Annotated in this window: 18 protein-coding genes, 1 tRNA gene and 2 rRNA genes (1 of these 21 running past the window's edge); 13 read left to right on the top strand and 8 right to left on the bottom strand. The window is 59.7% G+C overall.

Going from position 1 to position 21,580, the window contains the following annotated elements:
- From KUV51_RS17890 to KUV51_RS17865, 6 genes are all read left to right on the top strand, one after another.
- Positions 1-477, top strand: partial view of a glycosyltransferase family 2 protein gene (locus KUV51_RS17890; RefSeq protein ID WP_222522800.1) — the 3' portion only. It extends 369 nt beyond the left edge of the window; 477 of the gene's 846 nt are visible here — the last part of the coding sequence; its start codon lies off the left edge, out of view; the stop codon is at positions 475-477.
- Between the two features lie 409 nt (positions 478-886).
- A 23S ribosomal RNA gene (locus KUV51_RS17885) occupies positions 887-3,716 on the top strand.
- Between the two features lie 97 nt (positions 3,717-3,813).
- Positions 3,814-3,928: ribosomal RNA gene (gene rrf, locus KUV51_RS17880) — 5S ribosomal RNA — on the top strand.
- 120 nt (positions 3,929-4,048) lie between these two features.
- Positions 4,049-4,828 (top strand): Fpg/Nei family DNA glycosylase, encoded by a 780-nt coding sequence (locus KUV51_RS17875; RefSeq protein WP_222522799.1) that lies wholly within the window; start codon positions 4,049-4,051, stop codon positions 4,826-4,828.
- A 141-nt stretch (positions 4,829-4,969) separates the two neighbouring features.
- Positions 4,970-6,886, top strand: a complete 1,917-nt coding sequence (locus tag KUV51_RS17870) for a calcineurin-like phosphoesterase C-terminal domain-containing protein (RefSeq protein WP_222522798.1) — start codon at positions 4,970-4,972, stop codon at positions 6,884-6,886.
- A gap of 92 nt (positions 6,887-6,978) precedes the next feature.
- Positions 6,979-7,055: transfer RNA gene (locus KUV51_RS17865), tRNA-Met, on the top strand.
- Positions 7,056-7,089: 34 nt separating this feature from the next.
- Here KUV51_RS17865 and KUV51_RS17860 read toward each other — a convergent pair.
- Entirely contained in the window at positions 7,090-7,983 is an 894-nt protein-coding gene (locus tag KUV51_RS17860) for a hydrogen peroxide-inducible genes activator (protein ID WP_222522797.1), read from the bottom strand.
- A gap of 231 nt (positions 7,984-8,214) precedes the next feature.
- Here KUV51_RS17860 and katG point away from each other — a divergent pair, with 231 nt between their 5' ends.
- Positions 8,215-10,389: a catalase/peroxidase HPI gene (gene katG / locus KUV51_RS17855; RefSeq protein ID WP_222522796.1), complete on the top strand. Its 2,175-nt coding sequence runs from the start codon at positions 8,215-8,217 to the stop codon at positions 10,387-10,389.
- A gap of 53 nt (positions 10,390-10,442) precedes the next feature.
- On the opposite strand, the gene pcaG is transcribed toward katG, so the two are convergent.
- The 3 genes from pcaG to pcaC are packed head-to-tail and all read right to left on the bottom strand — an operon-like array spanning position 10,443 to position 12,110.
- Positions 10,443-11,012, bottom strand: a complete 570-nt coding sequence (gene pcaG / locus KUV51_RS17850) for a protocatechuate 3,4-dioxygenase subunit alpha (protein ID WP_222522795.1) — start codon at positions 11,010-11,012, stop codon at positions 10,443-10,445.
- Complete coding sequence (pcaH, locus tag KUV51_RS17845; protein WP_222522794.1) at positions 11,012-11,755, bottom strand: protocatechuate 3,4-dioxygenase subunit beta; 744 nt, start codon at positions 11,753-11,755, stop codon at positions 11,012-11,014. The genes pcaG and pcaH overlap by 1 nt, the downstream gene beginning before the upstream one ends.
- Positions 11,727-12,110, bottom strand: a complete 384-nt coding sequence (gene pcaC, locus KUV51_RS17840; RefSeq protein WP_222522793.1) for a 4-carboxymuconolactone decarboxylase — start codon at positions 12,108-12,110, stop codon at positions 11,727-11,729. Before pcaC ends, pcaH begins: the two co-directional genes overlap by 29 nt.
- A 118-nt stretch (positions 12,111-12,228) precedes the next feature.
- Between pcaC and aspS the strand changes: the two genes are divergently transcribed.
- From aspS to KUV51_RS17820, 4 genes are all read left to right on the top strand, one after another.
- The gene (gene aspS / locus KUV51_RS17835) at positions 12,229-14,010 is read left to right on the top strand and encodes an aspartate--tRNA ligase (protein WP_222522792.1); all 1,782 of its coding nucleotides are present in this window, start codon (positions 12,229-12,231) and stop codon (positions 14,008-14,010) included.
- A 94-nt stretch (positions 14,011-14,104) separates the two neighbouring features.
- Positions 14,105-15,496 (top strand): DUF1800 family protein, encoded by a 1,392-nt coding sequence (locus KUV51_RS17830; RefSeq protein ID WP_222522791.1) that lies wholly within the window; start codon positions 14,105-14,107, stop codon positions 15,494-15,496.
- A 9-nt stretch (positions 15,497-15,505) separates the two neighbouring features.
- Positions 15,506-16,678, top strand: a complete 1,173-nt coding sequence (locus KUV51_RS17825; RefSeq protein WP_222522790.1) for a DUF1501 domain-containing protein — start codon at positions 15,506-15,508, stop codon at positions 16,676-16,678.
- A gap of 51 nt (positions 16,679-16,729) precedes the next feature.
- The gene (locus tag KUV51_RS17820; protein ID WP_222522789.1) at positions 16,730-17,461 is read left to right on the top strand and encodes a GNAT family N-acetyltransferase; all 732 of its coding nucleotides are present in this window, start codon (positions 16,730-16,732) and stop codon (positions 17,459-17,461) included.
- On the opposite strand, the gene KUV51_RS17815 is transcribed toward KUV51_RS17820, so the two are convergent.
- Positions 17,458-18,177 (bottom strand): response regulator, encoded by a 720-nt coding sequence (locus KUV51_RS17815; RefSeq protein WP_222522788.1) that lies wholly within the window; start codon positions 18,175-18,177, stop codon positions 17,458-17,460. The genes KUV51_RS17820 and KUV51_RS17815 overlap by 4 nt on opposite strands.
- A gap of 128 nt (positions 18,178-18,305) precedes the next feature.
- Between KUV51_RS17815 and mce the strand changes: the two genes are divergently transcribed.
- Positions 18,306-18,710, top strand: coding sequence for a methylmalonyl-CoA epimerase (mce, locus tag KUV51_RS17810; protein WP_222522787.1), 405 nt, complete (start codon positions 18,306-18,308; stop codon positions 18,708-18,710).
- Entirely contained in the window at positions 18,710-18,985 is a 276-nt protein-coding gene (locus KUV51_RS17805) for a DUF1467 family protein (protein ID WP_222522786.1), read from the top strand. The genes mce and KUV51_RS17805 overlap by 1 nt, the downstream gene beginning before the upstream one ends.
- Here the strand turns inward: KUV51_RS17805 and KUV51_RS17800 are convergent.
- The 3 genes from KUV51_RS17800 to KUV51_RS17790 all read right to left on the bottom strand — a co-directional run bounded on the left by KUV51_RS17800 (position 18,936) and on the right by KUV51_RS17790 (position 21,404).
- The gene (locus KUV51_RS17800) at positions 18,936-19,661 is read right to left on the bottom strand and encodes an EI24 domain-containing protein (protein ID WP_222522785.1); all 726 of its coding nucleotides are present in this window, start codon (positions 19,659-19,661) and stop codon (positions 18,936-18,938) included. The two genes, KUV51_RS17805 and KUV51_RS17800, sit on opposite strands and share 50 nt — an antisense overlap.
- Positions 19,658-20,236, bottom strand: a complete 579-nt coding sequence (locus KUV51_RS17795) for a nitroreductase family protein (RefSeq protein ID WP_222522784.1) — start codon at positions 20,234-20,236, stop codon at positions 19,658-19,660. Before KUV51_RS17795 ends, KUV51_RS17800 begins: the two co-directional genes overlap by 4 nt.
- 61 nt (positions 20,237-20,297) lie before the next feature.
- Positions 20,298-21,404 (bottom strand): class II histone deacetylase, encoded by a 1,107-nt coding sequence (locus tag KUV51_RS17790; RefSeq protein WP_222522783.1) that lies wholly within the window; start codon positions 21,402-21,404, stop codon positions 20,298-20,300.
- Positions 21,405-21,580 lie beyond the last annotated feature (176 nt).

Here is a 21,580-nt window from a genome sequence, read left to right as displayed (position 1 = left end):
GAGATTGATCAAGACACTTCGGTGTTCGATCAGCGCGCATCGGCGATCATAACAGGGAACTACAGCAAGGCTTGGGCGGTAAGAGATGCCACTCCTCTGATGAGGCATGGTGTTGTGATTGCCGAAGACGGAAAGAAGACACATTCCTATGTGTTTCCAACCGGCGTCTACCTGGTTCACCTCAAGTTCGCTTCCATGCAGGAACTGCTGCATGTGAACGAGACGCGGATTGCACTTGGTCGCGCTGAACTGCCGGGCATGCCTGGTTTGGGGTGGCAAAAGGCCAACAACCACGCGAGACGGTTCTTTGAAAAAGCTGAAAGCCTAGAGGTTATGCCTTGGGACGCAGCCACGACACACGCATATGACGTGATCCTATCTGACATGAAGTTCAGCGAGAATGACGGCGTTATCCGATCACCGGGTATACCGCACATCGCACGAACGACACTGCCGGATTGGTTCAAAACACACTGATGGATCAGATCAGTAAGAGCGCTACGGCGCTTTTACTCGTCCGATCCGGACGAATTGACATCGTATAGAGAGATACAAGTTACTTTGAGAGCAATCTCAAAGTGACAATCAACACTGTTTGGTCGCCCGAGTGTGGGTCTGACCTCGGTGTGGTTCCAAGACCTTGGCAACAAGGAGTTGGAAGGCGACATGATTGAGTGCTTCCTCGCTCACCATGACGTATCCCGCGCTGAAAAGAACAGAGTTGTCCAAGTCAAGTACACTAACCCGCGTGTCCGCACGGGCACGCACCGATCCTTTTGACCGACATCAGAAGGATCAGGGAAAGTATGCTTTTGACCAGAAAATGCGGCCCAGTTGTTCCAGCTTCTGAGCCATCGAAGGCGCAAGTCTTTCTTTTTCTGGATCAAATCAAGCGCGAGAAGGGCGTTTGGTGAATGCCTTGGCAGTAAGAGGCGATGAAAGACGTGATACTCTGCGATAAGCCGTGAGGAGCTGAGAATAAGCTTTGATCCACGGATCTCTGAATGGGGGAACCCACCTGACAGTTTCCTATTGTTACTTCGGTAATCAATAGGTCGCTGAACCAGGTACTTATAGACTGAATACATAGGTTTATAAGAGCAAACCCGGGGAACTGAAACATCTAAGTACCCGGAGGAAAGGAAATCAATTGATACTCCCCTAGTAGCGGCGAGCGAACGGGGACCAGCCGAGCCATGAATGTGACTAGAACGACCTGGAAAGGTCGGCCATAGTGGGTGACAGCCCCGTATAGGAAGCATGATTGGACGTATTAAGTAGGGCGGAACACGTGAAATTCTGTCTGAAGATCGGAGGACCACCTTCGAAGGCTAAGTACTCCTTACTGACCGATAGCGAACCAGTACCGTGAGGGAAAGGTGAAAAGCACCCCGACGAGGGGAGTGAAACAGTACCTGAAACCGAACGCCTACAATCAGTTGGAGGCCCCTTGAGGGCTGACAGCGTACCTTTTGTATAATGGGTCATCGACTTGGTCTTACTAGCAAGCTTAAGCCGTTAGGTGTAGGCGCAGCGAAAGCGAGTCTTAATAGGGCGTCGAGTTAGTGGGATCAGACCCGAAACCGAGTGATCTAGGCATGACCAGGCTGAAGGTAAGGTAACACTTACTGGAGGGCCGAACCCACACCTGTTGAAAAAGGTCGGGATGAGTTGTGCCTAGGGGTGAAAGGCCAATCAAACTCGGAGATAGCTGGTTCTCTGCGAAATCTATTTAGGTAGAGCGTCATCCGAATACCCCGGGGGGTAGAGCACTGGATGGGTAATGGGGCCCCACAGGCTTACTGATCCTAACCAAACTCCGAATACCCGGGAGTACTAGATGGCAGACACACGGCGAATGCTAACGTCCGTCGTGGAGAGGGAAACAACCCTGACCTACAGCTAAGGCCCCCAATTCATGGCTAAGTGGGAAAGCAGGTGGGACGACCAAAACAACCAGGAGGTTGGCTTAGAAGCAGCCATCCTTTAAAGATAGCGTAACAGCTCACTGGTCTAAATAAGTTGTCCTGCGGCGAAGATGTAACGGGGCTCAAGCCATGAGCCGAAGCTTAGGATGCCGTAAGGCATGGTAGCAGAGCGTAGTGTGACATAGTTCCTATCCTCTTTAGTGGTCTTCGGACCACCTTGGAGGATATTTGGAGCTTTCAGTGAAGCCGGCGCGTGAGCGATCCGGTGGAGAGATCACTAGTGAGAATGATGACATGAGTAGCGACAAAGAGTGTGAGAGACACTCTCGCCGAAAGTCCAAGGGTTCCTGCTTAAAGCTAATCTGAGCAGGGTAAGCCGACCCCTAAGGCGAGGCCGAAAGGCGTAGTCGATGGGAACCAGGTTAATATTCCTGGGCCAGGAGGATGTGACGGATTGTGAAGGTTGTTCACCCTTATCGGATTGGGTGGGCCGCTAATCAGTCCCTGGAAATAGCCCTCCATGAGATCGTACCCTAAACCGACACAGGTGGACTGGTAGAGCATACCAAGGCGCTTGAGAGAACGATGTTGAAGGAACTCGGCAAAATACCTCCGTAAGTTCGCGAGAAGGAGGCCCGGTTCCTAGGCAACTAGGGGCTGGGGGCACAAACCAGGGGGTGGCGACTGTTTATTAAAAACACAGGGCTCTGCGAAGTCGCAAGACGACGTATAGGGTCTGACGCCTGCCCGGTGCCTGAAGGTTAAAAGGAGAGGTGAGAGCCTTGAATTGAAGCCCAGGTAAACGGCGGCCGTAACTATAACGGTCCTAAGGTAGCGAAATTCCTTGTCGGGTAAGTTCCGACCTGCACGAATGGCGTAACGACTTCCCCGCTGTCTCCAACATCGACTCAGCGAAATTGAATTACCTGTCAAGATGCAGGTTTCCCGCGGTTAGACGGAAAGACCCCGTGCACCTTTACTACAGCTTCACACTGGCATCAGGCCATGCATGTGCAGGATAGGTGGTGGGCTTTGAAGCAGGGACGCTAGTCCTTGTGGAGCCACCCTTGAGATACCACCCTTGCATTGCTTGATGTCTAACCGCGGTCCGTTATCCGGATCCGGGACCCTGTGTGGCGGGTAGTTTGACTGGGGCGGTCGCCTCCTAAAGCGTAACGGAGGCGCGCGAAGGTTGGCTCAGAGCGGTCGGAAATCGCTCGTTGAGTGCAATGGCAGAAGCCAGCCTGACTGCGAGACTGACAAGTCGAGCAGAGTCGAAAGACGGCCATAGTGATCCGGTGGTCCCGAGTGGAAGGGCCATCGCTCAACGGATAAAAGGTACGCCGGGGATAACAGGCTGATACTGCCCAAGAGTCCATATCGACGGCAGTGTTTGGCACCTCGATGTCGGCTCATCTCATCCTGGGGCTGGAGCAGGTCCCAAGGGTACGGCTGTTCGCCGTTTAAAGAGGTACGTGAGCTGGGTTTAGAACGTCGTGAGACAGTTCGGTCCCTATCTTCCGTGGGTGTAGGATACTTGAGAGGAGTTGCCCCTAGTACGAGAGGACCGGGGTGAACGATCCACTGGTGGACCTGTTGTCGTGCCAACGGCAGTGCAGGGTAGCTATGATCGGACAGGATAACCGCTGAAGGCATCTAAGCGGGAAGCCCCCCTCAAAACAAGGTATCCCTGAGGGCCGTGGTAGACCACCACGTCGATAGGCCAGAGATGTAAGCGCAGTAATGCGTTCAGTTGACTGGTACTAATTGCCCGATAGGCTTGATTTGATCCAGTAGAAGCAAGACTTCACTGATCAAAGCATACACATCACAAAGTCGTACGCGACTTGGACACATTGTTGATTACTCTGAGCGGTTTTTTCGGTTTGGTGGTCATAGCGCAAGCAAAACACCCGGTCCCATCCCGAACCCGGCCGTTAAGTGCTGTAGCGCCGATGGTACTGCATCTTAAGGTGTGGGAGAGTAGGTCACTGCCAAACCTAAAAAGCCGCTCGAGAGTATCTCTCTTACGATGACACATTCCCTACAATTCAGTCTTTAAGCGCGGACACTTCGCGTTATGTCGCTGTGTCTGAGCAAGACTGTTTTGTGAGACTTCCATGCCCGAAGGCCATACGATCCACCGCGCTGCGCAAGACCAGCGCCCCATGCTGGTGGGCAAGCGCATTGCAGCAACGTCGCCCCAGGGCCGGTTTGCAGATGGCGCCGCGATGATTGATGGGCGGACATGCGTCGCCATCGACGCTTTGGGCAAGCACTTGCTTTATCATTTCGATATTGGTGAGCACCTGCATATCCATCTTGGGCTTGCCGGGCGTATCTATCGCACGGCGCAACCAGCTGATCCGCCGCGTGATGTTGTTCGCATCCGGATGGAGTCCCTGTCCCATGTGATCGACATCACGGGTCCGGCCATTTGCGAAATCCTGAACGACGCGGACCTTGCTGCATTTCGGATGAAATACGGCCCGGACCTGTTGGCAGAGCCGGAGGAGCCGGAGCGGGCCATTGCCCGCATCCGCAAGAGCCGCTCGCCGATTGCCACGCTATTGATGAACCAGCAGGTCATTTCCGGGATCGGGAACATCTATCGCACTGAAATTCTTTGGCTTTTGAGCTTGAACCCGTTCATGCGGGGATGTGACGTGCCCGAGGATGTATTGCACCGGCTCTGGGCCGAGATGCGTGCGCTCATGCAGATTGGTGTCAAATACAACTCTATCATCACGAACGGAGAGTTGCCCGCCGCCGGTCAGGACATTCAGGAACGGGTCAATATCTACGCGGAAGAGGCGTGCCCGACGTGCAAGTCTGAGATCGATGTCGCCAAGATTTCAGCACGCACCCTGTACTACTGCGCCCGTTGCCAGAGCGTCTGACCGCACCGGTCGGCGAACCGCCGCCTGTCACGGATCTGTCGCCCAAAATTCACGTTACGGATGAAAGCCCGTCACCGACTCACCGCAAGGTCCGTGTCGCACGTTTCAGCGAAAGGCTTTCTGATGCATCGACTTCTGACTATGACCGCTCTTTGCGCCCTTGCCGGGGCCGCGATGGCCAAGGATCCCACCTATATCGGCGGCGTTCATGTTGTGCGCGGATCCGGTGATGACGCCGATATGGCGCGCGGGACCGTATTTCTGGATGAAAACCGGAATGCGCAGTTCGATGAGGGTGAGCGCGGGTTGCCCAATGTCCTTGTTTCGAATGGGCGGGAGGTTGTGTTGTCGGCCGAAGACGGCAGCTATGAGCTGCCCGTCTATGACGACATGAACCTGATGATCACGAAGCCCGCCGGATATGCAACGCCGCTGAGCGCCGATATGGTTCCGCAATTTGCCTATATCCACAAGGAAGCCGGGTCGCCGGAGCTGCGATTCGGTGGACTGGAACCCACTGGACCGTTGCCGGAGGCCGTGAATTTTCCGCTTATCGAGGATGAGGTCGGGTCAGAGTTCAATTGCCTGATTTTTGGCGATGCGCAGGCGTACACCAACCGGGAAATCGGCTATGTCCGTGACACGGCTGGTCAGATGCTCGCCACTGCGAATCTGTCGGAGACCGAATGCCTGATCTTTGTTGGTGATGTGATGGGGGATGATCTGACCCTGTATCCCCGTTTCCAGTCGATCATCGCCGTGGGCCAGACGCCGCAATATTTTGTGGGCGGGAACCACGACATTGATTTCGACGCGGCCGAGGACAAGGACAGTTTTGATACGTTCCGTCGCGCGTGGGGGCCGGAGTATTACTCCTTTGAGATCGGAGACGTGCATTTTGTCAGCCTGGACAACGTGCGCTACCCCTGCAACGGCGTGGACACGCATGACTTTTGCGCGATGGACGCGCGGACCACGTATAACGGCATGGTCACGGACCGGCAGTTGGAATGGCTGGCGAACACCCTGGAAAACGTGCCCGAGGACAAGCTGATCGTCCTGAGTGCGCATATCCCGTTCCAGACCTTTACCGACAACACCGCCGCCAAGCACCAGACCGACAACCTGGATGCGCTTGTTGCGATTTTGGGTGACAGGCCGGTCGTGACCCTGGCTGGGCACACGCATACCACTGAAAATATTGAAAAAGGTGAGTATTTCGGCGGGTGGGAAGCGGCCACGAATGTGGGTCCTGCCCCGTTTCATCACATCATTGCCGGCGCCTTGTCCGGCAGCTGGTGGGCTGGCGATTTGAACGCGCAGGGTGTGCCGCATGCCACGCAGCGGCTGGGCAGCCCGCGCGGGTATTACGAGCTGGCGTTCAACGGCGCAGACTATGTCGAAAGCTTCCGCACCTTTCATACGCACGCGGATGATCAATTCCACGCCTCTTTCAACACGCCGCGCTTTCGCGATTGGGCGGATCGGTTGTTGAGTTATCGTGCGCTTTATGATCGGGAGTTTGACCAGACGCCTCCGGTTGTGCGCCGTGATCTGGGTGACATGCTGATGTTGACCACGGATGATCTGGCCGAGGGAACGTGGCTGACCGTCAACGTCTGGAGTGGGTCGGCGTCTTCGGTTGTCACTGCCAGCGTGAATGGCGGTGAGGCGATGGAGGCCGAGCGCACCCAGTCCGGAACGGGCGAAGAAAAGCTGGAGGGTGTCGAGTATGCAGACCCGCTGGCCCTGGCCATTCAGTCGACCCAAGGGTCTATCGCTGCACGCTCGGTTGATGGTGGGGACGAGACGGCTGGCTTCACCACGTGGCAAGGCACATCCTGGACCGGCCAGGCCAACCCGTTTCAGGGCTGGATGCTGACCGACAACAGCAGTCACTTGTGGCGCCTTGATATGCCGACCGACCTTCCCGTGGGCATTCATACAGTTGAGATCACCGTGACCGACCGCCATGACCGCGTGTTTCGGGACACGATTGCCTTTGAGGTGGTCGAGGAATTGCCGAACCTCGAATGGCAGGCGGAGTTCTGGGAGTAGTTGCGCGATTTTATGACGGTTTTCTGACAGCAAATGTGGGGGACGGTCTTGCGGTCCCCCGCGACTCGGCGTACATCACCCGAACCAACTGGCGCGGGATGGAGCAGCCCGGTAGCTCGTCAGGCTCATAACCTGAAGGTCGTAGGTTCAAATCCTACTCCCGCAACCAAAAAACGCCGTCCTTCGGGGCGGCGTTTCCCGTTTTAGTCCTCGTAACCGGCGGCTTGCTGAAGCAGTGGCACAAGGTCCTGCAAGGCCGGACCCATCGGGTTGGTGGCGCGCCAAACGACGCCGATGGACCGGGTGGGTGCTGCGCCCGCAAAGCGATTGACGCAGACAGGTGCGGACCGGGTTTCGACGTCGATGGCCATGTCGGGGATGAGCGTCACGCCGATCCCCGCACCGACCATTTGCACAAGTGTTCCAAGCGAACTGCCATCAAGGCCCCCGCGCGGGCGGTTGGGGTTTATGTTGCAGAACGACATGGCCTGATCGCGAAAGCAGTGCCCTTCCTCAAGGAGCAGCAGCCGCATCCGGGCCAGTTCGTCCAGCGCCACGGGTGGGGCACCGGCCTCTGTTTTGGGGCGGACGAGCACCATTTCTTCCGTAAAAACAGGGGTTTCAACCAAGGCCGGTTCATCCAGCGGCAAGGCCACAATGGCCGCGTCAAGCTGACCGTCCATCAGTTCGTCAATGAGACGCGGCGTGACGGTTTCGCGGACATGCAGGTCGATCTGTGGATGCGCCTGGGTCAATTGGCTGATCAGGTTCGGCAGCAGGTAGGGCGCAATTGTCGGGATGATGCCCAGACGCAGGCGGCCCAGTGTCGTGCCGCGCGTCGAGGTGGCCCAATCTTCCAACTCGTCCATTTCACGTAGGATGACGTTTGCGCGTTCGGCAAACTCCTCGCCCCGCAGGGTGAGGCGCAAGGCGCGGGGTTGCCGTTCGAACAGTTCGAGGTTCAGCGTGTCTTCCAACTCACGGATTTGAACAGAGAGTGCCGGTTGGGAGATGGCGCATTTGTCGGCTGCGCGGCCAAAGTGCAGTTCTTGCGCGAGCGCTCTGAAGTATCGCAGTTGGCGGAGCGTGATATTCATAGGATTTAATTATGGTAGCGATTGAAAAATGCAACTTCTCCTAATCAAAGCTGCGCTTTAGGGTGCGCCTACACACGCTGGTGGTTCGCTGATCTCTCAGGCGAATCGAAGGCATCCAGACGCTCGGCACCGGGTCCGCAAATGAATCTGAAGGCAAGTCTAGAATGATTCTCAACTGACCTTAGGTGTGCAGCAGCACCGACACCAACGCAGCAAAGAACGGAGACTGACATGGACGGCAACGATATTGGCAAATGCCCCGTCATGCATGGCGCAAGCCTTGCCAGCACATTTGGCGGACGCACCAACAAGGATTGGTGGCCAAACGCCCTGAAGGTCGAGGTGCTGCACCAGCACGGTGCGCGGACCAATCCGATGGACCCAGATTTCGACTATCGCGAAGCGGTGAAGGGTTTGGACTTTGACGCGGTTAAAGCTGACCTGCACGCATTGATGACCGACAGCCAGCCCTGGTGGCCGGCAGATTGGGGTCACTACGGTGGCTTCATGATCCGCATGGCCTGGCACGCGGCGGGCACCTACCGGATGCAGGACGGCCGCGGTGGTGGCGCGGCCGGGGATCAGCGTTTTGCGCCGCTGAACTCGTGGCCGGACAACGCCAGCCTCGACAAGGCGCGTCGTTTGCTGTGGCCGGTAAAGAAGAAATACGGCAATGCCCTGTCCTGGGCGGATCTGATGCTGCTGGCGGGGAATATTGCCTACGAATCCATGGGCTTGAAGACGTTTGGTTTTGGCTTTGGCCGTGCCGACACATGGGCGCCCGGTATCGACATCAACTGGGGGGAAGAGACCGAGTGGCTGGCCCCGTCCGAGAACCGTTATGAGGATCTGGACGAGCCTGGCACGATGGCAAACCCGTTGGCTGCGGTGCATATGGGTCTGATTTACGTGAACCCCGAGGGTGTGAACGGCAACCCGGATCCCGCCCGCTCTGCGCTGCACGTGCGCGAAACCTTTGCCCGGATGGCGATGAATGACGAAGAAACTGCGGCTCTGACCTGTGGTGGGCACACCGTTGGCAAGGCGCACGGCAATGGCGATGCCAGTGTTCTGGGTGCCGAACCCGAAGGCGCCGGGATCGAAGATCAGGGTATGGGCTGGACCAACCCGAACCAGACGGCAACAGCAGATTCGCTTGTCACCTCGGGCATCGAAGGTGCCTGGACGACGGAACCGACCAAGTTCGATATGGGCTATTTCAAGCTGCTTTTTGGTTATGAGTGGGAGCTGACCAAATCGCCTGCAGGTGCGCATCAGTGGCAGCCCATCGACATCAAGGACGAGGACATGCCCGTTGACGCTGGCGACGGTGTGACCAAGCGGATGCCGATGATGACCGATGCCGACATGGCGATGAAGGTCGACCCGATCTATCGCGAGATCTGTGAAAAGTTCATGGCGGACGAAGAGTACTTCCGCGACACGTTCGCCCGCGCGTGGTTCAAGTTGACCCACCGCGACATGGGTCCGCGCGCCAACTACATCGGCCCCGATGTGCCTGCCGAGGATCTGATCTGGCAAGACCCGGTCCCTGCTGGCAGCACCGGCTATGATGTGGACGCGGTGAAGGCAAAGATCGCGGAAAGCGGTGTTTCGCACGCTGATCTGATTGCGACCGCGTGGGACAGCGCCCGGACCTTCCGCGGGTCGGACAAGCGGGGCGGTGCAAATGGTGCCCGCATCCGTCTGGCCCCGCAGCGGACATGGGAAGGCAACGAGCCCGAACGTCTGGACGCCGTGCTGGCAGCACTTGAGCCGATTGCGGCAGAGACCGGTGCATCGGTCGCGGACGTGATCGTGCTGGCGGGCAACATGGGTGTTGAAGCGGCGGCGAAGGCGGCTGGTTTTGACGTCACCGTGCCCTTCACCCCCGGTCGCGGCGATGCCACGGACGAGATGACGGATGCCGACAGCTTTGACGTGCTGGAACCGCACGCCGATGGTTTCCGCAACTATGCCAAGGATGACCTGGCCATCAGCGCCGAGGAAATGACGCTGGATCGGGCGCAGCTTTTGGGTCTGAACGCACAGGACATGACCGTTCTGCTCGGTGGGATGCGTGTGCTGGGCACGAACTACGGTGGGTCGAACCACGGTGTGTTCACCAACCGGGTGGGTCAGTTGACGCAGGACTTTTTCGTCAACCTGACCGACATGGCCTATAGCTGGCATCCGGCGGGTGACGGCACCTATGAGCTGCGGGACCGTGCGACGGGTCAGATCAAGTTCACCGCGACAAGCGCTGATCTCGTCTTTGGCTCGAACTCGATCCTGCGTGCCTATGCCGAGGTCTATGCCCAGGACGACAACGCCGAGAAGTTCGTGAAGGACTTTGTGTCGGCCTGGACCAAGGTGATGGAAAACGACCGCTTCGATCTGCTGTAAGCGGTTGTAAATGATGTGAAACGCGGGTCCTTTGTGGCCCGCGTTTTGCGTTTTCAGGCGTCGAAGAACACGGTTTCGTTTGGTCCTTGCAGGTGGATGTCGAAGTGGAAGTGACCGTCTGCGACTTGGCTTGCGATGAGAGTTTCGCGTCTTGTGTCTTCGACGAGTGACAGCCACGGGTCGCTTGGCAGCTTGGGATCATCAGGGAAGTACATGCGGGTGTGCAGGCCCACATTGATACCCCGCGCCACGATCCAGAACGTTATGTGTGCCGCGCCATCGCCCGTTGCGCCGGGGCGGATCGTGTCGAGCCGCCATGCTCCGGTGCTTTGATCGGCGGGGCATCGGCCCCACCCAGTGAAGCCGGTGTTCGTCGTGCCGAAATGGCCCGCAGCGTCGGCTTGCCAGATTTCGACCAGCGCATCGGTGAGCGGCGCGCCGTCGCCGTCGAACACGGTGCCGGTGATCGTGATCCGTTCGCCTTCGGTCGCGCCGGTCAGCATGGTTGCGCCGGGGTCGCTTGCGTAAACGCCTGTTATGCCTGCGAAATTGGGGGTGCAGCCGATATGGACGTACGGTCCCGCCGTCTGCGATGGGCTTTCCTTGAGCCGTTTGGTCGCCATCAGTTCCCCTCCGACCGGTTTTCGAACGGGGTCGATCCGCGCCCGCGCAGGACGATGTCAAAGCGGTAGGCGAGCGCGTCCATGGGGGCTGTTGCGTCCATGTCGAGACGGGCGGTCAGTTGGTCGATGGCGGCGGGGTCCGAGATGGCGCGGACGATGGGGCAGAGGGGGATCAGCGGGTCGCCTTCGAAATACATCTGGGTGATCAGGCGCTGGGCAAAGCTGTGGCCGAAGACCGAGAAGTGGATGTGGGCGGGGCGCCAAGAGTTGGGGCCGTTGGGCCACGGGTAGGGGCCGGGCTGGACCGTTGTGAAGCGGTAGGTGCCTTCGTCATCTGTGATCGTGCGCCCGCAGCCGCCGAAGTTCGGGTCGAGGGCGGCAAGGTATCCTTCCTTGGCGTGGCGATAACGCCCGCCTGCGTTGGCCTGCCACACCTCGATCAGCGCGCCGGGGATGGGGCGGGCGTTTTCGTCCAGGACCCGCCCGTGCACGATCATGCGCGGGCCAATTGCCATTTCGCCGGGTGCCGCGAAGTTGCGGATCAGGTCGTTGTCGAGAGGGCCGAGCATATCGTGACCGAAGACGGGGCCATGGTCTTCGCTGGGGGACGGCGGCGCCTTGACCAGCGGTTTTTGCGGGGATCGGAGAATGCTGGACTTGTAGTCGGGGAAATGGGCTGCCGGGTGCCAGTTGCGGTCCCTTGGGTAGAGGAAGTCAGCCACTTTCGGCTTCCATCTCGGCATAGGTGGCCTTGGCGATCTGCAATGCGCGGTTGGCCCGTGGGACACCGGCATAGATCGCGACGTGCTGGAGCGCTTCGGCCACGTCGCTTGGCGTGGCGCCAGTGCGGGCTGTGGCGCGGATGTGCATCGGGATTTCATCGAAGTTGCCGGTGGCGGCCAGCAGGGCGAGGGTGAGCATGGAGCGTTCGCGCAAGGAAATTGCATCGCTGGCCCAGACCGTGCCCCAGGCCCCTTCGGTGATCAGCTCTTGAAAGGGCGCGTCGAACGCGGTTTTCACCGCTTCTGCCCGGTCCACGTGGGCATCTCCCAGCACGGTCCGGCGCACGCCCATGCCCTTGGCCCATTTGTCGTCCATCGCAGCCTCCCTTTTCATCCGTGATAGCATGGCCCAAACGGCGTTGTCGCCTTGACTTTCCACCCCTTGCCCGGTGTATCTGCGCCGATCAAAACCGCAGCCCCGAAGGGACACGACCATGCATGCTTACCGCTCTCACTCCTGCGCCGCTCTGACCTCGGCCAATGTGGGTGATAATGTGCGTTTGTCGGGCTGGGTCCACCGGGTGCGCGACCATGGCGGCGTGCTGTTCATCGACCTGCGCGACCACTACGGCGTGACGCAGGTGCTGTGTGATCCCGACAGCCCCGTGTTCGCGGACGTCGAGAAGGTGCGCAGCGAATGGTGCATCCGCATCGACGGCAATGTGAAGGCGCGCGACGAGTCGCTGATCAATCCCAAGCTGCCCACGGGCGAGATCGAGGTCTATATCCGCGACATGGAAGTGCTGGGCCACGCGGCGGAGCTGCCGCTGATGGTGTTTGGCGATCAGGAATATCCCGAAGAAACGCGCCTGACCTACCGCTATCTCGACCTGCGCCGTGAGAAGATGCAGGAGAACATGAAGCTGCGCAGCGACGTCGTTGCGTCGATCCGCAAGCGCATGTGGGACAAGGAATTCCGCGAGTATCAAACGCCGATCATCACGGCATCCAGCCCCGAAGGCGCGCGCGACTTCCTCGTGCCCTCACGCCTGCACCCGGGCAAGTTCTATGCCCTGCCGCAGGCGCCGCAGCAATTCAAGCAGCTGCTGATGGTGTCGGGCTTTGACAAGTATTTCCAGATCGCGCCTTGTTTCCGTGACGAAGACCCGCGCGCCGACCGCTCGCCGACGGACTTCTACCAACTCGACATGGAAATGAGCTTTGTCGAGCAGCAGGATGTGTTCGACACGATCGCACCAGTTCTGGCCGGTGTCTTCGAAGAGTTTGGCGGCGGCAAGAAGGTCGACGCGCCGGATCACTGGCCGCAGATCAGCTACCGCGACGCGGCACTCTGGTATGGCTCCGACAAGCCCGACCTGCGCAACCCGATCAAGATGCAGGTTGTGTCTGACCATTTCCGCGGTTCCGGTTTCGCCATCTTTGCCAAGTTGCTGGAACAGGATGGCACCGAAATCCGCGCGATTCCGGCGCCCACGGGCGGCAGCCGCAAGTTCTGCGACCGCATGAATGCCTATGCGCAGAAGGAAGGGCTGCCAGGGATGGGCTACATCTTCTGGCGCGATCAAGGCGAGGGGATGGAAGCGGCTGGCCCGCTGGCCAAGAACATCGGCCCCGAACGCACCGAAGCCATCCGCCAGCAATTGGGTCTGGGCATTGGCGACGCGGCCTTCTTCCTTGGCGGCAAGCCCAAGGCATTTGAGGCGATCGCGGGCCGTGCGCGCAACGTGATCGGCGAAGAGTTGAACCTGATCGACGAGGATCGTTTCGCATTTGCGTGGATCGTGGATTTCCCGATCTACGAGGCGGACGAGGAAACCGGCAAGATCGACTTTGAACACAACCCGTTCTCCATGCCCCAAGGCGGGATGGACGCGCTTGATGGCGATCCGCTCAACGTGCTGGGCTACCAGTATGACCTGGCGTGCAACGGCTATGAGCTGGTGTCGGGCGCCATCCGGAACCACCGGCCCGAGATCATGTTCAAGGCCTTCGAGATCGCAGGCTATGACGAGGCGGAAGTGCGCAAACGGTTCGGCGGTATGGTCAACGCGTTCCAATACGGCGCGCCGCCCCATGGTGGCTGTGCTGCGGGCATTGACCGGATCGTGATGCTGCTGGCGGGTGAGCAGAATATCCGCGAGGTGATCCTGTTCCCGATGAACCAGCGGGCCGAAGACCTGATGATGGACGCGCCAAGTGATCCGACGAGTGATCAGCTGATGGAATTGGGCCTCCGCGTCATTCCTCAGGACTAGGCGAAGAAACGCACAAACCATGACTGTCACCGGTGTAAATCGGTGCTGGCAATGCTATGTTTGCATCGGCAGCGCTCTACACCGGGTGACTTTCATGCGTGATTTCGATCCACAACTTGCGGAAATCCGGTTTGGCTACGGTCTTTCACCGGAATATGCGGCACCAACAGATATCAATACCATGTTGTCCGGGCTCACCGGCCCTGACCTGATGGCTGAAACCTATCCCATTCAGGATTTCACCGCCTTCCGCGCCCGCATGGTCGAGATCAGGGAGCAGCGCGACATTCGCAAGAAAAATCGCGGTACATCACTGGCGGCGGCTGCGCGAAAGCGGCGCAACGAAATCAACAAGGAAGCGCGCGTCGACATGGCCGTGTGGGTGGGCAAGACGATGTTGCGCCGGGCGCATACCGAAACCGCCTTTCGCGAGCGCATTGTGTCCTTTTGGGCGGATCACTTCACCGCTGTCGGCAAGCGGGGCGTGGTGCGCCGTGGTACCTCACCCTATATTGAAGAGGCTATCCGCCCCTTCATCACCGGTTCGTTCGATGAACTTCTGGTCGAAGCAGTGACGCATCCGCTGATGGTCGATTATCTTGATCAGCGATTGTCGACCGGGCCGAACAGTGTTCGGGCCGAACGTGCGGGCAACAATCGCAAGATCGGACTGAATGAAAACCTCGCGCGCGAAGTGCTTGAACTGCACACGCTTGGTGTCGATGGCCCGTATACGCAGACCGATGTGACTGAACTGGCGGAACTGCTGACCGGGCTGACATTCGACGAGCGGAATGGGATGAAATTCCAGAAAAACCTGGCCGAACCGGGGTCGGAAACTGTTCTGGGCGTCACCTATAGCGAGGCGGCGAACCTCAAAACGGTGCGTACAGCGCTTGAGGATCTTGCACACCACCCCGCCACCGCACGGCATATTGCGACCAAGCTCGCCATTCATTTCGGAAGCGATCGGCCCGATCCGGACCTGATCGATACCATCGAGCGCGCGTTTGTCGAAAATCGCGGCGCGCTTTTGCCCGTGTACGAGGCGCTGTTGACCCATCCGTCGGTCTGGGACGCGGAACTGTCCAACGTCAAGCCGCCCGTCGATTTCATGTCGTCCGCGCTGCGGGCGCTGGCTGTTCCGCCCGCTGCTTTTGAGGGGCGCACTGAGCAATTCATGCGAGGCCTGTTTCAGCGGCCGCTGTTCAATATGGGGCAGCGGTGGGAGACGCCCAATGGTCCTGATGGCTGGCCCGAAGAAGATCTGGAGTGGATCACGCCGCAGGGGATCGCCCTGCGCGTGTCCTGGGCGATGAGCGCGCCGGGCAGGTTGATTGATCCATTGCCGGACCCGCGGGACTTCGTCGATCATGCCCTTGGCCGGTTTGCAACGAAACCGGTCCGTTTTGCCGCCGCCGCGGCCGAGACACGGCCCGAGGCGATCGGACTTGTCCTGATGTCGCCGGCATTTCAACGCAGATAGGAGTACGTGATGACCCATTCCGTCTCTCGACGCGATTTTCTGGCTCGGACCGGTCTGATTGGCTGCTCGCTGGCAGCCAGCCCGCTTTTGACACCGGTGAGTTTCGCGGCTGCACCTTGGGATACGCGCTTTGTCGTGATCATTCTGCGCGGTGGAATGGACGGCCTGGATGTCGTGCGCCCATATGGCGATCCCGCGTTTCGCGCGCTCAGGGGCACCATGTCGCCCGGTCCCGAAGGCGGTGCGCTGGATCTGGATGGCTATTTTGCGCTGCATCCCACCTTGGCGCCCCTTATGCCGATGTGGGAGGCGGAGCAGCTGTCTTTCGTACATGCCGTCTCTACCCCGTACCGCGACAAGCGCAGTCATTTTGACGGCCAGGACCTGCTTGAAGCGGGCACCGAGAGTATGGCCGGGGTGCGTGATGGCTGGCTGAACCGGATGTTGCAAGTTGTGCCGGGTGTCACATCCCAGACCGCTTTTGCCCTTGGGCGCAACGATATGCGCCTGGTGCAAGGTGCGGCTGAAGTCGCCAATTGGACACCGCAGGCGGAGTTGGACCTGAGCCCGCAAGCCGTGCGCTTGCTTGAACTCGTGACCGAAAGTGATCCGGCGTTTCATGCCGCCCTGTCCGAAGCGCAGATCCTGTCATCGGTCGAGGCGAACGATGATGAGCGGTTGAAGGGCGAGCATATGGAAATCGCCAAATTTGCAGCCGCACGGCTGTCCGAGGATGCGCGCATTGCGGCGTTTTCGCTGAACGGCTGGGACACTCATGCAGGCCAGGAACGCTATATCGAAACGGCGCTGGCCCGTTTGGCCGACACCCTGATCACGCTCCGTGGCAAGATGCGGGGAAACACCTGGAGCAAGACAGCCGTCATTGCCATGACCGAATTCGGCCGTACGGCCCGCCAGAACGGCACCCGCGGGACCGACCATGGCACGGGTGGGCTCATGATCCTTGCTGGTGGCGCGATCAAGGGCGGGCGCGTTTTCGGACAATGGCCCGGGCTGGGCGAGGGTGATCTCTATCTGGATCGGGATCTGATGCCGACCCGTGATGTTCGGGCACATGCTGCCTGGGTGATGCGGGGCCTGACCGGGCTTGATCGCGGTGTGTTGGAAAGCGCCGTGTTCCCGGGACTTGAGATGGGGGATGATCCGGGCTTGCTTTTGTGACGCTGCGCAATGCCCCTTGGCCTTGGGCCGAACCTTGCCTAACGTCCCGGTATGACTGCGATTTACACAGTGAATGCCGCGCCGGTTCCAAACTGGACGCCACCGCCTGCGCCGGATGACAGCCGTGTTCTGACGGGCAAGCACGCCCGACTTGAACCGCTCCGGGCAGAAGTCCACGCCGCACTGCTGTATCGCGCCTATATCGGGCATGACAATGTGTGGGAGTTCCTGCCCTATGGCCCGTATTCGTCGTCATCCCAGTACCACCGTTGGGTACGCGATATGGAGCAGGATCCGGCTCTTCAATTCTATGCGATCTTCAACATCGCGAGCGGATGCTACGAGGGCGTGGCGAGTTTTCTGCGCATTGCGCCCGAGGCTGGCAGCATTGAAGTCGGCCACATCAATTTCAGCCCTTCCTTGCAAAAGACGCGGGCCGCGACAGAAGCCTTGTACCTCATGATGGCATGGGCGTTCGAGGCGGGGTATCGCCGCTTTGAGTGGAAATGCGACGCGCTGAACCGTGGGTCGCGCCGAGCGGCGCAGCGTTTGGGGTTCAGCTACGAAGGCATCTTCCGGCAGGCAACCGTCGTGAAGGGGCGCAATCGCGACACTGCCTGGTTCGCAGCCATTGACGCGGAATGGCCCGCACTCAAGGAAGCCTTTGGCGTCTGGTTGTCCGACAGCAACTTTGATGCCGACGGTTTACAACGCGAGCGGTTGTCCGATCTGACACGGCTGGTGCGTGTTGCAGACGATCCCATGGCCGCGCAGCAAGGCTAGATCGCGATCTTTTCCGCCAGGCGTTCCTGAACGAGACCAGCGATAACGGCCGTTTCGGATGCCGCTGCGTCGCCATGCGCCCGCTTGGCGGCAAGCGCATTTGTCGCTTGCAGCAGTTCCGTGTCCTGTGCGCTGCGCGCAACCCCGCCCAGGAATTGCACCACGTAGTCCAGGGCCCGGGTATCCTGCGCATCTTCAAGCACATCTGCGACATGCACCATGTCATCGCGATAGGCGATGGGGTCGGGCTCAACCTCACCATCGGGCAGGGCACGGGGGCCGGTTGGTCGGCGATCTTCTGGCAAATGCGTCAGGATGGATTCCTGGAAGTGGGCCAGTGACACGACGGGTTTTTCCATGAAACCGTCAGCGCCTGCGTCCAGCGCCCGGATTTCGCTGTCAGAATCCCCGGAAATGCCAAGAATGACGTCCGGGCGCTGTGCCGCAGTGGCGAGATCGCGGATCAGGTCGGCCCCGTTGCCGTCTGGCAGGCCCAGATCGACAATCGCCACCGACGGGCGGTAGACCTGCAGGTGCCGCCGCGCGGCGCGCATCGTGTCGGCGCGTCTGATCCGCGCCCCGCTGCGCAGGCACAAAAGGCGCATCGCCTCGCAGGCGTAGCGGCTGTCTTCGATCACCAGAACAGTCAGGCCCAACAGTGGGCGCAAGGACGTGGGGGCCGGGTAGGTTGGTTTGAACGGGTCCGTCGAGTCCATCAGATCCTCCAAAATCTCTTGCGACTCATCGTTACGTCGCCATGCCTAACAGCGCGTTAACGTCACATTGCACCTCGCCACATCCTTGGCGATAAGGGCGCAAATGCGAGCCAGAGGAGCCTCAGAACATGATCGGTCGCTTGAACCATGTCGCCATTGCCGTCCCCGACCTGGAGGCTGCCGCCGCGCAATATCGCAGCGCGCTGGGCGCCAATGTGGGCGAGCCGCAGGACGAACCGGACCACGGCGTCACCGTCATTTTCATCGAGCTGCCGAACACCAAGATCGAGCTGCTGTACCCCCTGGGCGACAACTCCCCCATTCAGGGTTTTCTGGACAAGAACCCGTCAGGCGGCATTCACCATGTTTGCTATGAGGTCGAAGACATCCTCGCCGCGCGCGACCATTTGAAGGCCAGCGGTCTGCGCGTTTTGGGCGACGGAGAGCCCAAGATTGGGGCCCATGGCAAACCCGTTCTGTTCCTGCATCCCAAGGACATGAACGGCACCCTGACCGAGCTTGAGCAGGTCTGATGGGCATCACATCCGCCCTTGTTCTTTATGCCGTGATCTGGTGGCTGTGCTTCCTGATCGCTCTGCCCATCAAGGTGCAGACCCAAGGTGATCTGGGGGAGATTGAGCCGGGCACCCACGCAGGCGCGCCCGAGCATCACCACACGCGGCGTAAGGCGTGGATCGTGACCTGGGTTGCGCTGGTTCTGTGGGTCATCATCGCAGGCATCATCTTTTCCGGGTGGATCAGTCTGGACGATATGAACTTCTTTGATCGGGCGCTGGAACCGCTGTAACCCCATGGAATATATGGGTAAATGTCGCCGCCCCGATGATCGGGATCAGCAGGTTCACCAGTGGCACGGACAGCGGGATCGCCATGAGTGTACCGGCGAGCCAGATGGTGCCGTTGTGGGCGCGGCGTAGTTCTTTTGCCCGTGCGCGTCCGACCCGACGCATGGCGGCGAGGGTGAAGTATTCCCGGCCCAGCAAAAAACCGTTGAGGCCCCAGAAGATGAAGGGGGCAGCGGGCGCGAAGATCACGTAGAGGATCAGCGCGAGGATATTGGCGCCGATCAGCACGCCGAGGAAGTTGATGGTGTCCACGATGGCGTCGCCAATGGGCACGTTCTGTGCAGGCGGTAGGTGAGGATAGTGTTTGTCTTCAACGGCTTGTGCGACCTCATCGAGGAACATCGACGTGATGGCCGAGGCGACCGGCATCATCAGGAAGATGGACAGCACGAGGAACAGGAAGAACGAGCTCCACGTGATGATGTCGCCGAGCCATGTGATGGTGCCGAGCCATGGGACGGACACGCCGTCGGCGGTGAGCCAGCCGATGAACCAGACAAAGCCGGAGGTGGCCGCGACCAGCAGCGCGATGGTGAGCGCGATGCCTATGAGCAGGACACGCCGGAAACGCGGGTCGCTGATCTGGCCGAGGGCTGAGAAGAAGGCGGTGAGGATCATGCGTCGACCCATGTGGTGATGGCCGGCACGTCCGGGCGGGGGCGTTCCGGCGGGGCGGAGGTTTCGGTGCCGATGTGGATGAAACCGGCGATGCGTTCGTTGTCGGCGAGGTTTAGGGCTTCGGTCATGAAGCCCCGGTCGTGGCTGGGCCAGCCGCTCAGCCAATTGGCTCCCCAGCCTGCGGCGAGGGCGGCGTTGAGCAAGGACAGGCAGACGGCACCTGCGGAGTAAGTCATTTCAAGCGTTGGGATTTTTTCCACATTGCGGGTGATTTCGATGACGGCGACGGCGAGGTGCCCTTGGTCAAACTGGGACCGCCCCTTGGTGATCTGATCGGGGTCGAGGCCCAATGCCTTGCCCCGACTTTCTGCGGCTTCCGCAAGGCGCGGCATGGCGGCTTTGCCCAGCACGATGAAGCGCCATGGTTCGAGCTTGCCGTGATCGGGCGTGCGGGCTGCGGCGGTCAGGAGGTGTTCGAGGGTGACGCGGTCGGGCACGGGTTCGCGGAGGGTCTTGGCGGGGCGGGACCGGCGGGTGAGCAGGAAATCGAGGGCGGCTTGGTTTTTCGCGGGCATATGTTACGCCTTTTTACATGTTGAGGGTCATGTCGTGGCGTTGTGCTGCGACGTCAAGGGGTTAGAGGTTAAGTTGTTGCGCCATATGGTCAATTTCGCTGCGCAGGAAGGCGTCGAAACGGGGCCCCGGTTGGCGGTTGTTCAGGGCGCGGGCCATGGGGTCGGCGGCGGTGATCTTGCTGCCTGACAGCGCTTCGAGCGTGGCGTGCCCGCAGAAGGGGACGTAGATTTCGGAGTACCCGCCCTCGTGGCTCAGGACGAGTTTGCCGTCGCAGATGCGTTCGGCTAACGCTTTGATTTTCAGCGTCATTTCGCGGAAGGTTTCGGCGGTGGCGAGCATCCGGGCGAGGGGGTCTACTGCGCCCGCATCAAAGCCGCAGGCGACGATGATGAGGTCGGGACTGAAGGCTTCGATGGCGGGGGTCACGACACGGTCGATGGCGTGGAGATAGGCGGTGTGTCCGGTGCCTGCGGGGAGCGGGAGGTTGATGTTTGCGCCCTCCCCGGCGCCTTCTCCGCGATCAGCTAAGTGACCGGTATCTAACGGATAATTACCTTCCTGATGGAGCGAGATGGTGAGCACATCGGGCCGTTCACGATAGATGGATTCCGTGCCGTTGCCGTGGTGGACGTCCCAGTCGAGGACGGCGACTTTGAGGTCGGGGCGGGTGGATTTGGCGGCTTCGATCGCGATGGCGATGTTGGCCATCAGGCAGAAGCCCATGGGGTTGGCCGCCTCGCAATGGTGACCCGGCGGTCGGGCGAGGGCGTAGGCGTTTTCATGAGTGCCTTGAAGCACTGCGTCGACGGCGGCGGTGGTGAGGCCGGCGGCGAGGGCTGCGATCTCGTAACCGCCTTTGGCGAAGGGGGCATGGTGGCCGATTTCGCCGCCTTGGTCATCGGACATCGCTTTGAATTTATTGAGGTATTCTTGAGGATGGACGCGCAGGAGCTGTTCGGTTGTGGCGGCGTCGGCAGAGGTCACGTGCAAGTCGTTGGTGAGGCCGGTGACATCCATCAGGTTCTTCATCCGGCGCTTGGTTTCGGGGCTTTCTGGCAGGCCACCGGCGGCCAATGGTTGCACCAATCCGCCCAAGGGAACGGTGAAGGCATAGTTGCCGCCGCCGTGCCACATGGTGCGTTCGTCCCAGAAAAATGCGGTGCTCATCCGACCCTCCGATTTGGGGACAAGGTGGCGGAGGGATGGGGTGTTGTCCATGGCAGCGTGCGGGGCATTAACCGGGGTTTTGGGGGGGCGAATGTGGATGGTGATGCGGCCCGGAATTTGGCAAACTGCACATTTTGGCCGTGAAACTGCGTGTTTTCGGGCCGCGACATCGGGGT

Origin of the sequence: Tateyamaria omphalii, assembly GCF_019802125.1 — a bacterium.
GTDB lineage: Bacteria > Pseudomonadota > Alphaproteobacteria > Rhodobacterales > Rhodobacteraceae > Tateyamaria > Tateyamaria omphalii_B.
The sequence above is the reverse complement of the archived record's forward strand: the minus strand, read 5'-3'. Positions and strand labels throughout refer to the sequence as shown.